Annotated in this window: 11 protein-coding genes; 8 read left to right on the top strand and 3 right to left on the bottom strand. The window is 70.1% G+C overall.

From position 1 onward, the window contains the following. Positions 1-21: 21 nt before the first annotated feature. The 4 genes from HUN08_RS10395 (at position 22) to HUN08_RS10380 (ending at position 4,250) form a co-directional block, all read left to right on the top strand. Positions 22-1,101, top strand: a complete 1,080-nt coding sequence (locus HUN08_RS10395) for an MCE family protein (protein ID WP_301546987.1) — start codon at positions 22-24, stop codon at positions 1,099-1,101. Beyond that, positions 1,102-2,214 (top strand): MlaD family protein, encoded by a 1,113-nt coding sequence (locus HUN08_RS10390; RefSeq protein WP_124248974.1) that lies wholly within the window; start codon positions 1,102-1,104, stop codon positions 2,212-2,214. Then, the gene (locus HUN08_RS10385) at positions 2,202-3,365 is read left to right on the top strand and encodes an MlaD family protein (protein ID WP_124248973.1); all 1,164 of its coding nucleotides are present in this window, start codon (positions 2,202-2,204) and stop codon (positions 3,363-3,365) included. Before HUN08_RS10390 ends, HUN08_RS10385 begins: the two co-directional genes overlap by 13 nt. Before the next feature lie 66 nt (positions 3,366-3,431). After that, on the top strand, positions 3,432-4,250 hold the full coding sequence (locus tag HUN08_RS10380; protein WP_124248972.1) for a hypothetical protein: 819 nt from the start codon (positions 3,432-3,434) through the stop codon (positions 4,248-4,250). Position 4,251: 1 nt separating this feature from the next. Here the strand turns inward: HUN08_RS10380 and treY are convergent, their stop codons facing one another. From treY to HUN08_RS10365, 3 genes are read right to left on the bottom strand one after another with little or no spacing between them, the layout of a single operon-like run. Beyond that, on the bottom strand, positions 4,252-6,597 hold the full coding sequence (gene treY, locus HUN08_RS10375) for a malto-oligosyltrehalose synthase (RefSeq protein ID WP_124248971.1): 2,346 nt from the start codon (positions 6,595-6,597) through the stop codon (positions 4,252-4,254). Positions 6,598-6,614: 17 nt separating this feature from the next. Then, positions 6,615-8,897, bottom strand: a complete 2,283-nt coding sequence (locus tag HUN08_RS10370) for an acyltransferase family protein (RefSeq protein WP_124248970.1) — start codon at positions 8,895-8,897, stop codon at positions 6,615-6,617. Positions 8,898-8,935: 38 nt separating this feature from the next. Then, a complete protein-coding gene (locus tag HUN08_RS10365) occupies positions 8,936-9,553 on the bottom strand; it encodes a TetR/AcrR family transcriptional regulator (protein WP_124248969.1) in 618 nt (205 codons plus the stop codon). Positions 9,554-9,681: 128 nt separating this feature from the next. Here HUN08_RS10365 and HUN08_RS10360 point away from each other — a divergent pair, with 128 nt between their 5' ends. From HUN08_RS10360 to bioB, 4 genes are read left to right on the top strand one after another with little or no spacing between them, the layout of a single operon-like run. Beyond that, complete coding sequence (locus HUN08_RS10360; protein ID WP_124248968.1) at positions 9,682-10,974, top strand: adenosylmethionine--8-amino-7-oxononanoate transaminase; 1,293 nt, start codon at positions 9,682-9,684, stop codon at positions 10,972-10,974. Then, positions 10,971-12,101, top strand: a complete 1,131-nt coding sequence (locus tag HUN08_RS10355) for an 8-amino-7-oxononanoate synthase (protein WP_124248967.1) — start codon at positions 10,971-10,973, stop codon at positions 12,099-12,101. The genes HUN08_RS10360 and HUN08_RS10355 overlap by 4 nt, the downstream gene beginning before the upstream one ends. Then, on the top strand, positions 12,098-12,862 hold the full coding sequence (gene bioD, locus HUN08_RS10350; protein ID WP_124248966.1) for a dethiobiotin synthase: 765 nt from the start codon (positions 12,098-12,100) through the stop codon (positions 12,860-12,862). Before HUN08_RS10355 ends, bioD begins: the two co-directional genes overlap by 4 nt. Then, positions 12,859-13,908, top strand: a complete 1,050-nt coding sequence (bioB, locus tag HUN08_RS10345) for a biotin synthase BioB (RefSeq protein WP_124248965.1) — start codon at positions 12,859-12,861, stop codon at positions 13,906-13,908. Before bioD ends, bioB begins: the two co-directional genes overlap by 4 nt. The last annotated feature ends 1 nt before the right edge of the window (position 13,909 follow it).

Below are 13,909 nucleotides of genomic sequence, written 5' to 3'. Positions count from 1 at the left end.
AAGAAATGGGCCAGGCCGGCGATGGGTGCCGCGCTGGTCGTCTCGGCGGCGGTGGCCACCTCGTCGTGCTCCTTCGTGCCCGGCGCCGTGAAGACCGGCCTGGGGCAGGCGTACGAACTGACCGCCTACTTCGACAGCGTCGCGGGCCTCTACACCGGCAACGACGTCGCGGTGCTCGGCATGCCGGTCGGCCGGATCACCAAGATCGAGCCGCAGGGCAAACGGGTCAAGGTCCGGTTCACCGTCGACAAGTCGGTGCCGGTGCCCAAGGACGCGACCGCGGCGATCGTCAACACCTCGATCGTCACGACCCGCCACATCGAGTTGTCCCCGGCCTATTCCGACGGGGACAAGCTCAAGGACGGCGACACCGTGGCCAACGCCAAGGCCCCGGTCGAGGTCGCCGAGCTGTTCGACTCGATCGACAAGTTGATGGCGGCCTTCTCCGGCAACGGAGCCGGGAAGGGTCCGCTGGCCGACTTCCTGGGGATCGCCAACGGCATCACCGCGGAGAACGGCCAGCGGTTCTCCGAGGCGGTCACGCAGATGAGCCAGGCGGGCAAGTTGGCCGCGGACAACGGCGACACCCTGGTCTCGCTGATCAAGATGATCAACGACCTCAGCACCAGGCTGGTGGTGAACTACCCGAAGATGCGGGCGTTCTCCAACTCGGTCACCGACGTCGCGGGCACACTGAACCGCCAGTCTCCCGGTCTGGTCGCCGCGATGACCGACCTCAACGCGATGCTGCGCAACACCACGGAGTTGCTCAAGGACAACTCCGGCAACATCGGCGTCTCGACGTCGAAGCTGGCGGCGCTGGCGGAGAACCTCGGCGACTACTCCCGGCAGCTGGTGGAGACCATCGACCTCGGGCCGCTGCTGTTCCAGAACCTGGCGAACTCGGTCTCCGAGGAGCAGGGCGCCTGGCGCGCACAGGTCTTCCTGGACAAGTCGCTGATGGACACCCAGATGCTCAACCGGTTCTGCGAGTCGATCAAGCTGCAGAAGAACGGTTGCCGCACCGGGCAACTGAAGGATTTCGGTCCCGATATGGGCGTCTTCTCGGCGCTCCTGCAGAAGTTGACGGGAGGAGGGTAGATGCGAGTCCGCACAACCACGCGCGCCGCGTTGGTGCTGGGGGTCAGCGCGACCCTGGCGCTTTCGGGGTGCAGCCACCTGCCCGGTCTGACCGTCGAGCAGATCCCGCTGCCGGCCCCTGGCGGGATCGGCGACGGCATCCACGTCACCGCGCGGTTCGACAACGCGCTCAACCTCCCGGCCAAGGCGAAGGTCAAGCTGTACGGAACCGACGTCGGGATCGTGACCAACATCGCGGCGCACGACTATCGGGCCGTCGTCACGATGCTCATCGACAAGAACACGAAGCTGCCGAAGGACACCGGCGCCGAACTGCGCCAGGCCACCCCGCTCGGCGACGTGTTCATCGCGCTGGAACCGCCGTCGGGTACCTCCGCCGATCTGGTCTCCGACGGTGGCGAGATCACCGGCAGCACCCGCGCCGCGGCGACGGTCGAGGACCTGCTGGTCACCGCGGCCGCCACGGTTGACGGCGGATCGCTGGGCTCCCTGCAGACCATCGTCAGCGAACTTGCTGCTGCGGTCGGATCCACGCCGTCGGATCACGACGACCTCCAGGGGGTGATCCGCGGCTTCACCACGGCGATCACCCGCCTCAACGCCAACGCGGCGAAGGTCGACGAGTCGATGGTGCTGACCAGTCGGCTGACGGCGCAGGTCGCCGCCGGGCGCCCGCAGATCCAGGCGGCGATCGCCAAGCTGCCCGCCGCGATCAACGCGGTGAACAGCCAGATGTCGATGATCCTGGCCACGGTGGAGAAGACGAACAAGGTCACCGCCGCGACCACCGACTTCCTCAACACGAACCAGGACAACACCGTCGAGCTGCTGCAGTCCCTGGCGACGGCGCTCGCCGGTCTGCGCGAGGCGACGAACACCGTCGGCCCGCTGGTGGACAACCTGCACCTGCTCCTGCCGAAGTGGGCGAACACGACGAAGACGTCGGCCGCCACCGTCGGCACCCGCGTCTACTACCTGACGCCGGGCACCGGGTTCGACGCCGCCTCGCGGTTCCCCGAACTCAAGGACCTCGACGAGGGGACCAAGGCGCTCGAGCAGACGCTGACGCGCATCTTGGCGCAGCTGACCGGAACGAAGGGGTGCTGCGGATGATCGGCTGGGTCAAGAAGCATGCGGTGCTGTCGGGCAACATCGCATTGGTCCTCGTGATGTTCGTCGGGCTGGCCTACCTGTCGTTCGTGTCGCTGGGGTGGCGGCCCTTCGCCGACACCTACGACCTCACGGTGAAGTTCCCGAACTCGGGCGGCATCCAGAAGACCTCGCATGTGACCTTGCGCGGCGCCCGGATCGGCAGCATCGACGACATCCAGGTCCAACCCGACCACGTCGCGGTGCGGGTGAAGATCGACAGCGGCACAAAGATCAACCGCAACTCCCTGGTCCGGGCGAGCGCGTTGTCGGCGGCCGGCGAGCAGTTCGTCGACTTCCGACCGCCGACCGCCGACGGGCCGTATCTGGAGAACGGCGACACGGTCGAGGGCGGCGCCGCGGTGGCGTTCCCGAAGATGCTGGAGACGACGCTGAAGGTGGTCGACCAGATCGACCCGGCCAAGCTGAAGACCACCGTGGAACAGCTCGACGTCGCGCTGAGCAGCGAGGGCAACTCCAACGACCTGCGCGTCCTGCTGGACTCGGGCGGCACCCTGTTCGCCGATTTGTACAAGGTGTTGCCGCAGACGCAGAACCTGATCAACAACACGGGCAAGATCCTGAACACCTCGAGCGGGATCCAGCCGGATCTGCAGCGCCTGGTCGGCGGCGGCAGCGCCGTCATCAACGCGGCGATGGCCGCCGACGCGGAGTTGCGCACGCTGCTGGGCAACGGTCCCGGGCAGGTGACCAGCTTGACCGGGTCGTTGGGCGAGATCCGCGACCCGGTGACCGACGTGCTCAAGCAGTTCCGCGAGATCGCCCGCCAGGGCGCCCTGCGCGCCCCGGCGATCGCCGCGCTGCTGCCCGCCGTCCGGGACGGATCGTCGAAGTCGATGGCGATGTTCCACAACGGCGCCTGGTGGGCGATGGCCTCGCTGTACCCGCGGCCGTACTGCACGTATCCGGTGACCCCGACGCGTCCGACGCAGTTGCTGGAGCTGACGATTCCGCTGAACCTGTACTGTGTGACCGCGGACCCGAATCAGCAGGTCCGCGGCGCGGCCAACGCTCCGCGCCCGAAGGGTGACGATACGGCCGGTCCGCCGCCGAATTTCGATCCCAACGCGCGCACGGTGCCGCTCGACCGCTAATCGGGGTTCTCGAACCCCGTGTGTCGTCGTCGATGCACGTGACGCCCACGACCAGAAGAAGGATGCATGGCGAAGTCTGCCCCCGATGAGTCCATCGACGGCGACGACCAGTCCCGCGACGGCCTGTCCGAAGTCAAGCGCAAGGCCCGCGAGACGGGTGGGTCGTCGACGCCGAAGGCGAAACCGCGCCCCAAGGGTGACGACGATGCCGACGACTCGGATGCGGTCGCCGACGCCACCGATACCGAAGCGAAGGACTCCGAAGCGAAGGACGGCGACAAGAAGGACGCAGCGGCCGGCGACGGCGCGGTCTCGCTGACGATCAGCAAGACGACCCTGCGCAAGGCGGCCATCGCACTCGGCGCGCTGCTGCTCGTCGCGCTGCTCGTCCTCGGGATCTGGCAGTGGTACTCGGCCCGACAGCAGATCCGCGACTTCGACGCGGTCAAGGACGCGGCCGGCAACTTCCTCGTCACCAGCATCGAGTACACCAGCTCGGACAAGGTGGACAAGTCCAGCGAGGCGCAGCGCCCGCTGGTCACCGGCAAGCTGCTCAAGGAACTGAACGACGACCGCTCGGAGCCGACCAAGGAACTCCGCGACGCCGGGATCAAGGCGACGGCGAAGATCGATTCGGCCGCGGTGGAGAGCCTCAGCCGCGACGAGGCGACGACGCTGATGGTCGTGACCGCCACCGGGACTTCGCGCGTCTCGCCCACCCCGCAGAAGCGGACCGTGGTGCTGCGCCTGATCCTGCGCCGCGAGGGCGGCAAGTGGCTGGTGGCCGAGTCCAAGGGCGTCGGCGATTTCAGTGCCAACGGATCGCAGCCGGCCGGACCGCAGAACGCGGTGCCGGCGCCCGGTGCGCCCGTCCCGGGCAACTGAGCTATCGGCGTTCCAGCACGACGACGGGATGGTCGCGGGTCAGCAGATCGGCGATCGTCACCTTCCCGGTGAAGCGTCGTCGGTCGCTGCGGTCCTGCCAGGCCCCGTCCGGCAGTTCCAGGAACGTCGACTCCTTGGGTTCGCTCGCGAAACTGTACGTGTGCCGCGCGCAGGCCACGATGACCTGCGGGACGTCGGAGTCACCGCTGCCCCGGCCGAAGGCCAGGATCCGATCGGCCGCCTCCCCGGCGACGGGGATCGCCTGATACCCGCTGCCGGGGCCGAACGCCTCCGGATGGCGGCGGCGCACGGCGAGTGCGTTGATCACCGCGCGGGCTTTGGGATGCTCGAGGCTGCGCTGGTAGTCGACGGGCCGGCGGTTGTCCGGGTCGACGAGTGAGTCGGTCCACCATTGTGAGCCCTGGTAGAGGTCGCCGACGCCGGGGCAGAGCAGGCTGACGACCTTGCGGGAGACGACGTCGGCCCGCCATGCCTCGAAGGTGTTGGCGACCAAGTCCATCAGGGGGGCGTTGACCGGATCGTCGGTAACCACGTCGACCCATTCGCGCAGGGCGGTCTCGAATCCGGTATCGGGTGCGGCCCACGACGAGTGGATGCCGGCCTCGCGCGCTGCCTTGACCGCATAGTCGCGCATCCTGGCCCGCCACTGCTCGTCGGGCTGCAGCGGCCCGTCCTCGTCCACCGGCCAGGCCCCGAAGAAGTTCTGTAGCGCGAACATGCCGGTGATCCGGTCCGGCGGCGGCGCGGTCTTGTTGATCTGGACCAACACCAGGGCCCAGCGTTGGGGTACCTGCGAGAGCAGGCTGATCCGGGTCCGGACATCCTCGCTGCGCTTGGTGTCGTGGGAACTCATCATCGTCAGCGACCGCGGCAGGCGGTCGGCCCGAATGGTGTTGATCTCGTGGAAGGTCGGCAGGGCGGGCAGGCCGAACCAGGGCTGGCAGCCGAGTTCGTTGAGGGAGACCAGACGCGGGTTCCGGTAGGCCAGGGTGTTCTCCACGGCGCTCGCGTAGACCGAGGCGCAGAGCTGGCCCAACTGGGAGGCCGCCGCGGGTGTCGTCTCCAGGGCGTCGAGGACTGCCGGCATCAACGGCGCGATCCGCGGGTCGCCGTCGGCGACGAGGTTGCCGATCTCGCGGATCAGCCCGGCGTGGTGGCCCTCGTCGGGGCGGCTGACGGGCATGAAGGCGATCAGCTCGGCCGTTGCCGCGCAGACGTCGGTGATGGTCGGCGCCCCGTCGCCGATCGCCTGGCACAGCGTTACCGCGAGCCGGGCGTGTTCGGCCGAGTAGGCGGTGGCCAGCGACTGGCGTTTGAGGTCGTGCATCTCCAGGAGCATCCATGCCGAATCGCCGCTGATCCCGGTCGCGACCTCGCACAGCTCGGTGAGTTCGCGCAGCCCGGCGTGCGAGGTGAACGGCGCGCCCACGACGCCCAGCTGGTCGTATCCGGTGGTCCCGTCGACGGGGTAGTCGGGGTTCAACGGTTCCAGATGGCTCAGGGTCTTCTCGACGTAGATCAGCCGGTCCGGGCCGACGTCCTTGCGGAGTCGGTGGAGGTAGGGGCCGGGGTAGGCGATGCCGTCGAGGTGGTCGACCCGTACCCCGTCGACGAGGTCGGCCCCGATCAGGTCGATCAACCAGCCGTGGGTGGCCTCGTAGACCTCGGGGTTCTCGACGCGCAGGGCGGCCAGCTCGGCGACGTCGGTGAACCGCCGGTATCCGTAGCGGCCGCTCGCATGCGCGACGAGGCGGTAGTGCTGGCGCTCCGCGACGGTGCCGGCGTCGTCGCCGGGCCGTACCGTCGCCGGCGCGGTGGGGAACCAGCGGTCGTGGTAGCAGAGCCGCTCGTTCTCGACGTCGAGCATGACGGCGTCGAATCCGTCGTCGCCCAGGACGGGCAGGTCGATCTTTCCGTCCGGCGCCGGCAGGAGGTCGAACCAGTGGGCGTGGGCCGAGTCCAGCCCGTTGCGCAGGACGTCGGACCACCACGGATTGGCGCCGGGGTCGGCGATGCCGACGTGCTGGGGGACGATGTCGACGATGATCCCGAGCCCGCGTTTGGCCGCGGCCTCGCGCAGCCGGGCGAACTCGTCGCGCCCGCCGAGGACCGTGCTGATCCGCGCCGGCGGCGACCAGTCGTAGCCGTGGGCCGAGCCGGGCATCGCGGCCAGGATCGGTGAGAGGTACAGGTGGCTGACGCCGAGGGCGGCGATCGGTTTGAGCGCCCTGCGCAGCTCTGCGAAGCCGAATTCCGGCGTGAGCTGCACCCGGTAGGTGGCCACCGGAGCCACGCTGTCGGGGTTCGAGGAGTGCGCAGCCGCCACAGGGGCAACTCTACCGGTCAGTGTTTGCCGATCCAGTCGATCTGCTCGGAGAGTTGACGGCCCAATTCGTCGGTCAGGCTGCGGACATAGGTCGCCGAGAGGTGGTGGTAGTCCTTGTAGACGACGATGTTTCCGACGATCGCCGGGCAGGTCAGGTCGTTGCAGATGCCCGCGGTCATATCGATCGGGAAGAACATGCCGCGGTGCTCCGCGGCGAACGGCAGCGCCGGGTCGGTCGGCGACAGGGCCGAGCGGCGGACCGTGCCGCAGCTGTCGGCCGTCCCGCCGTCGGAGAGGCATTGCGGCGTGATGAAGCCCTGGCCGTGCTTATCCCGCGGCCACGGGGTGTCGCGCATGCCGATGATCGGGATGCCCGCGTCCAGGAAGGCGCCGAAGATCGGGAGGTAGTCCGGCGGCATGTAGTCGCCCGGCTTGTGGTCCCGCGGCCGCGTCGAGTTCGTCATCACCGCGTCCGGGCGGTCGGCGATGATCTGCTTGACGACGCGCTGGCCCCAGTCGTAGCACTCCGGGTACGGGTTGTCGGTGCCCGACTTCACCGGGTGGCGGTCGTCGGTCAGCGGGCAGCCCATCTTGAGGTAGGTCTTCACCTTGAAGCCGTAGCGCTTGCCCAGGATGTTCATCGCGGTGATCCAGAACTCGGCGTGCGACCCGCCGGCCAGCGCGATGGTCCGCTTGGCGTTCTTGTCCCCGTAGACGCCGACGTGGATGTCGTTGTCGAGGAAGTTCGACATGTAGCCGTCGGTGCTGGTCTCCGGGAAGTCGAACTCGGCGACGTTCGGCGCGGGCCGCGGCGGTGCGTCGGGGACGGGCCAGCCGTCGAGCAGGGCGCGCGCCCCCGGGTACTCGTGCGGGTTGAGGGTGCGGGTGTCGACCTTCTGCGACATGACGTGCCACGTCCACACCTTCGTCGACACCCCGACCGCCAGCATCGCGACGACGAGGATCGTCGACACGACGGTGCCGTAGCCGAGCAGTCGGCGCCGCCACTTGCCCGCGTCGCGGGTGACCTCCGGTGCGGCTGTCGCGCCGCGCCGCAGCGGAATCGGGCGGCGGGAGTATCGGACGGGGTCCTCGATGTAGCGCTTGCACAGCCAGGCCAGGAGCAGGGAGATCAGCAGGATCGCGCTGCCCTGGAGGAAGCCGAGGAACATATTCCACGCGTCGGGGTCGGGTCCGCCGACGATATTCGCCTTGTCGCGCCAGGTCAGGAAGAAGATCAGCAGGGGCCAGTGGATCAGGTACAGGGAGTAGGCCACGTTGCCCAGCCACACGCCCTGATCGGTGGCGAGCAGCCGCGAGACGAGCGGCGGCTCCTGGGTGCTCCCGTCGGGCAGCGGCCGGGTGAGTTGGGTCGCGCCCACCCAGATCAGGGCGATCGTGGCGCCGACCGGGACCAGCGCCATCGGGCCGGGGTACTCCTTGACGCCGTTGATCCACCAGCCGCAGGTGAGGATGAGCAACAGTGCCACGACGCCGACGAGGTTGCGGATCCAGTTGGCGACGCGGGCGCGCGGCATCCAGATCGCGAGGAGCCCGCCGGCCAGCGGCTCCCAGATGCGCGCGAAGGTGTCGTAGTAGTTGAACGCCTGGTCGACGCCGTGGCGCATGGCCGCCCAATAGAAGGACAACGCGGTCAGCCCCAGGACCAGGGTTCCGACGACGACCCGGATGCTGCGCTCGGTCCCCGTCTTCGCCAACAGCGGGGCCGCCAGCTTGAGGAGGACGGTGGTCAGCATCGCGATGAGCAGGAGTCCGACGAAGAATTGGCCCTGGACCGACATCGACCAGATGTGCTGCAGCGGGCTGTTGGTCGAACTCGCGGCCAGGTAGTCCTGCGAGTTCTTCGCGAGATACCAGTTCTGGTAGTAGAGCGCCGACGCGACGATCTCCTTGCCGACCCCGATCCAGCGGGCCTGCGGGATGACGGCGACGGTGAGGAAGGTGATGCCGATCAGCACGGTGAACAGCGCCGGGAGCAGGCGCTTGAGGAGTCGCTTGAGGCGTGGCCACGGCGTTCCGGCGGATCGGTAGGACATGGCGGGCGACTGCGCGACGATGGCGTGACGCAGCAGCGACCCGACGAAGAAGTACCCGGACAGCGTGAGGAAGACGTCGACGCCGCCGGAGACCCGGCCGAACCAGACGTGGAAGCAGGCGACGAGCAGGATGGCCACGCCGCGCAGGCCGTCGAGGTCCTTGCGATAGGGCAACGATGTGGACTGGCCGCCACTGCGAGGGGCGGCGGCGCTGGCTGGGGGCTTGGAGCTGGCGACGGTCATCGGTGAGCGAAGATACCACGGACCGCCTGAGAAAAGGCTCAGGCCAGCAGCGATGATGGTCCGCTTTGCCCGGCTTGCACGGTATCGGCGGCGGTCGCGGAGGAGTCGGCGAGCTGGCGCGCGCCGGCGAGGACGATGGCCAGCGCGTCGTCGAACTCGGCGTCGAAATCTCGATTGCCCGGGGTGGTCGCGCCCAGCCGTTCCATCTGCCGTCGGGTCTGTTCCTCGATGGTCAGCCCGATGGTCAGCTGCGCGAGGGCGGTGACCAGCCCGCGGCAGTCCGCCTCGCCCAGGCCGCCCGCGCGGGCGGCCTCGGTGAGGCGGGTCAACACCGTCCTCGTCGAGAGTCCGCTCGACCAGCTCGACGAAACGAGTTCGGCGCTGTCGGGGACCGCGCACAGGCTCGCCCGCATCGCCCTGGTCAGCCGCTCGAGTCGTTCGTCCCACGGCAGGTCGCCCGGCGGCGTCGCGACGCCGGCGAGGATGTCGTCGCCGAGCGCGGCGAGGAGGGACTGCTTGTCCGGGTAATGCCAATAGAGGGCGTTGGGCGATACGCCGAGTTCGGCGGCGAGGCGTCGCATCGAGAGGTCGGCCAGACTGTGCTGGCACAGGATCGCCCGCGCCGCGTCCAGCACGTCGGTCCGGGTGATCGCCACGACTGCTCCTTCGCCTCGGTGCCGCGGTCAGGGGGACGGTCACGGGATGTGTCCGGCGCCACGTCGGGCTCCTGTACAGTGTACAGGAGCCAATTCCAGCAGACCGTCGCCGAGGAGGAGTCGTGCCCGTGTCCGCGTCCTCCCTCGCGCAGATCGACGCCGAGGTCGTCTGGCACCCCTATGGCGCGCTGCCGGCGGCGGTGCCGTCGTTGCCGGTCCACTCCGCGGCCGGCGTCTACCTCGACACCGACGCCGGGCGGCTCGTCGACGGCATGAGTTCGTGGTGGGCCGCCATCCACGGCTATCGGAACCCCGTGCTCGACGCCGCCGTCGTCGAACAGCTCGGGCAGATGAGCCACGTGATGTTCGGCGGCCTGACCCACCGGCCGGCGGTCGAGCTGGCCGCGCGGCTCGTCGAGATCACCCCGCCCGGCCTGGACCGGGTGTTCTTCTCCGACTCGGGTTCGGTCTCGGTCGAGGTGGCGGTCAAGATGGCGCTGCAGTACTGGCGCGCGCGGGGCCGAACGGGCAAGACCCGGTTGCTGACCTGGCGCGGCGGCTACCACGGCGACACCTTCACCCCGATGAGCGTCTGCGATCCCGACGGCGGGATGCATGCGATGTGGACCGACGTCCTGGCCCAGCAGGTCTTCGTCGACGCCCCGCCGCACGACTTCCGCGACGACTACGCCGATCTGCTGACGGCCGCGATCGCCGAGCACGCCGACGAGTTGGCGGCCGTCGTCGTCGAGCCGGTCGTGCAGGGTGCGGGCGGGATGCGGTTCCACGACGCGCGCTATCTGCGCGTGCTGCGCGAGGCCTGCGACGCGGCCGGCGTCCTCCTGATCTTCGACGAGATCGCCACCGGCTTCGGCCGCACCGGCGAACTGTTCGCCGCCGACCACGCCGGCGTCGCACCCGACATCATGTGCGTGGGCAAGGCGCTGACCGGCGGGTATCTGACGTTGGCGGCCACCCTGTGTACCGCGGAGGTCGCCGCCACGATCAGTGCGGGAGAGGCCGGCGGATTGGCCCACGGACCGACCTTCATGGCCAACCCGCTGGCCTGCGCGGTGGCCCTCGCCTCGATCGACCTGCTGCTCGCCGGTCCGTGGCGCGAGCACGTTTCGGCGATCTCCGACGGCCTGCGCGCCGGTCTGGCACCGGTGGCGCAGCGCCCCGGTGTGCGTGACGTGCGCGTCTTCGGGGCCATCGGCGTCGTCCAGTTGGACCGCCCCGTCGACATGGCCACGGCCACCGCGGCCGCGACCGGTGCCGGGGTGTGGCTGCGCCCCTTCCGCGACCTGGTCTACACGATGCCGCCGTTCATCAGCACTCCGGACAACGTCGCCACGATCTGCGCCGGCATCGACGCCGTGGTCCGCGCCTGCACCGACGACGAGCGGGTGGTGTCGCGATGAGCGCACTGGACTGGCTCGACGAGGCCGCCGCGCAGCGGGCGCTGGCCGGGCTGCACCGCGACCCGATCACCCGTCGGGCCGACGAGCCGCTGCTCAACCTCGCCTCCAACGACTATCTCGGCCTCTCCGCCGATCCGCGCGTCGTCGCCGGGGCGCGCGCGGCACTCGAGGAGTTCGGCGCCGGGTCCACCGCCTCGCGGCTGGTCGCCGGGACGACCACCGCCCACATCGGGTTCGAGGAGGAGTTGGCGCGGTTCACCGGCTTCGGTGCCGCACTGTGCTTCTCCTCCGGCTACCTCGCCAACGTCGGCGCGATCACCGCGCTGGTCGGCCGCGGCGACCTCATCGTCAGCGACGCCGGGGCACACGCCTCCCTGATCGACGGATGCCGGCTCTCCCGCGCCGAGGTCGTCGTCGTCGACCGCGGTGACGTGGCCGCCGTCGACGCGGCGCTCGCCCGGCGAGGGGGGCGGCGCGCACTGGTCGTCACCGATTCCGTGTACAGCATCGACGGCGAGATCGCCCCGGTCGCCGACCTGTACGGCGCGGCACGACGGCACGGCGCGGCGCTACTCGTCGACGAGGCGCACGCCTTGGGCGTCCGCGGCGACGGCGGGCGCGGGGTGATCGCCGAGGCCGGGTTGTCCGGTGCGCCCGACCTGATCATGACCACGGTGATGTCCAAATCCCTCGGCGCACAGGGCGGCGCGGTGCTCGGCGGCACCGCGCTGCGCGCCCACCTCGTCGACACGGCGCGGCCCTTCATCTTCGACACCGGGCTCAACCCGGCGGCCGTCGGTGCGGCCCGCGCGGCGCTGGGGATCCTGCGCGACGACCCGGCCCTGCCGCAGCGGGTGCGCGCCAACGCCGCGGCCATCGCGCAGGCCTGCGGCGGTGCGGTACCGGCGGCGGCGGTCGTGTCGATCATCGTCGGCGATCCGCATGCCGCGGTCGAGCTCGCCGCCCGATGCCGGGCCGACGGGGTGCTCGTCGGCTGTTTCCGGCCGCCCTCGGTGCCGGTCGGCACCTCGCGCCTGCGGATCACCGCGCGCGCCGACCTGGACGGCGCCGACATCGACCGCATCGCGGCCGTGGTGAACCGCCACCTCGGGGCGGTGACCGCATGATCGCCTTCGTCACCGGCACCAACACCGACGTCGGCAAGACCGTCGCGACCGCCGCACTGGTGGCGCGGGCGCGATCGCGCGGCGCGCGCACCGTCGCCGTCGTGAAACCCGTGCAGACCGGTGTCGCCCCGGACGAGCCGGGGGACCTCGCCGACGTGCAGCGCCTGGCCGGGCCGGTGCACGGCGTCGAATGCGCGCGGTATCCGGAGCCGCTGGCCCCCGACGTCGCCGCGCGCCGCGCCGCGATGCCGCCGCTGGAGCGGGCCGCCGCCGTCGCGGCGATCACCGCGGCCGCGGCCGTCAACGACGTGACCCTCGTCGAGGGGGCCGGGGGAGTGCTGGTCCGCCTCGCCGACAGCGGTGGCGACGCCGGGCCGCTGACGCTGCTCGACCTCGCCGCCGACCTCGGCGCACCCGTGCTCGTCGTCGTGTCGCCCGCGCTGGGCACCCTCAACCACGCCGAACTCACCGTCGCCGCCATCCGCGCCCGCGGCCTGACCCCGGCCGGACTCATCGTCGGATCGTGGCCGGATCACCCCGACCTGGCGATGAGGTGCAACGTCGACGATCTGCCGCGCGTGACCGGTGTACCGCTGATCGGTACGCTGCCCGAAGGCGCCGGTTCCCTGCCGCGCGACGAGTTCGGCGCGGCCGCCCCGCAGTGGTTCGACCCGCGGTGGGTGCCACCACCGCCGGGCACCGCCCCGACTCAGACCCGACAGCAGACCGACAGCCGACCAGACGAAGGAGTCCGATCGTGACCTCAACCCCTACCGCCGCAGCCGCTAGTACGGCCCCCCGAGACGGTGATGCGACCGACATCTTGACCGTCGCCCGCGAGCAGGTGCTCGAGAAGGGCGAGGGTCTGACCCGGGACCAGGTGCTGACCGTCCTGCAGCTGCCCGACGAACAGCTCGAGGAACTGCTCGCCCTGGCCCACGACGTGCGGATGCGCTGGTGCGGTCCCGAGGTCGAGGTCGAGGGCATCATCTCGCTGAAGACCGGCGGCTGCCCGGAGGACTGCCACTTCTGCTCGCAGTCCGGCCTGTTCGCCTCGCCGGTGCGCAGCGCGTGGATCGACATCCCGTCGCTGGTGGAGGCGGCCAAGCAGACCGCCAAGACGGGCGCGACCGAGTTCTGCATCGTGGCTGCCGTCCGCGGGCCGGATAAGCGCCTGATGAGCCAGGTCGCCGCCGGGATCGAGGCGATCCGCAACGAGGTCGACATCCAGATCGCCTGCAGCCTGGGCATGCTCACCCAGGAGCAGGTCGACGAGCTGGCCGCGATGGGCGTGCACCGCTACAACCACAACCTGGAGACCGCGCGCAGCCACTTCCCGAACGTCGTCACCACCCACACCTGGGAGGAGCGCTGGGACACGCTGCGCATGGTGCGCGACGCGGGCATGGAGGTGTGCTGCGGCGGCATCCTCGGCATGGGGGAGTCGTTGGAGCAGCGCGCCGAGTTCGCCGCGAACCTGGCCGAGCTGGAGCCCGACGAGGTACCGCTGAACTTCCTGAACCCGCGCCCGGGCACCCCGTTCGGCGATCTCGAGGTGCTGCCCGCTGCGGAGGCGCTCAAAGCCGTCGCCGCCTTCCGCCTGGCCCTGCCGCGCACCATCCTGCGCTTCGCCGGCGGCCGCGAGATCACCCTGGGCGATCTCGGTGCCGAGAAGGGCATCCTGGGCGGCATCAACGCCGTCATCGTCGGCAACTACCTGACCACGCTGGGGCGCCCGGCCGAGGCCGACCTCGATCTGCTCGACAACCTGTCGATGCCGATCAAGGCCCTCAACGACACCCTGTAGG

Origin of the sequence: Gordonia sp. X0973 (assembly GCF_013348785.1) — a bacterium.
Taxonomy (GTDB): Bacteria; Actinomycetota; Actinomycetes; order Mycobacteriales; family Mycobacteriaceae; genus Gordonia.
The sequence above is the reverse complement of the archived record's forward strand: the minus strand, read 5'-3'. Positions and strand labels throughout refer to the sequence as shown.

Bases quoted from the DNA above. Each gene is read 5' to 3' on its own strand.
- HUN08_RS10380 (WP_124248972.1), top strand. From the start codon at position 3,432: ATGGCGAAGTCTGCCCCCGATGAGTCCATCGACGGCGACGACCAGTCC.
- HUN08_RS10355 (WP_124248967.1), top strand. From the start codon at position 10,971: ATGAGCGCACTGGACTGGCTCGACGAGGCCGCCGCGCAGCGGGCGCTG.
- HUN08_RS10395 (WP_301546987.1), top strand. From the start codon at position 22: ATGGGTGCCGCGCTGGTCGTCTCGGCGGCGGTGGCCACCTCGTCGTGC.
- HUN08_RS10370 (WP_124248970.1), bottom strand. From the start codon at position 8,897: ATGACCGTCGCCAGCTCCAAGCCCCCAGCCAGCGCCGCCGCCCCTCGC.
- bioD (WP_124248966.1), top strand. From the start codon at position 12,098: ATGATCGCCTTCGTCACCGGCACCAACACCGACGTCGGCAAGACCGTC.
- HUN08_RS10390 (WP_124248974.1), top strand. From the start codon at position 1,102: ATGCGAGTCCGCACAACCACGCGCGCCGCGTTGGTGCTGGGGGTCAGC.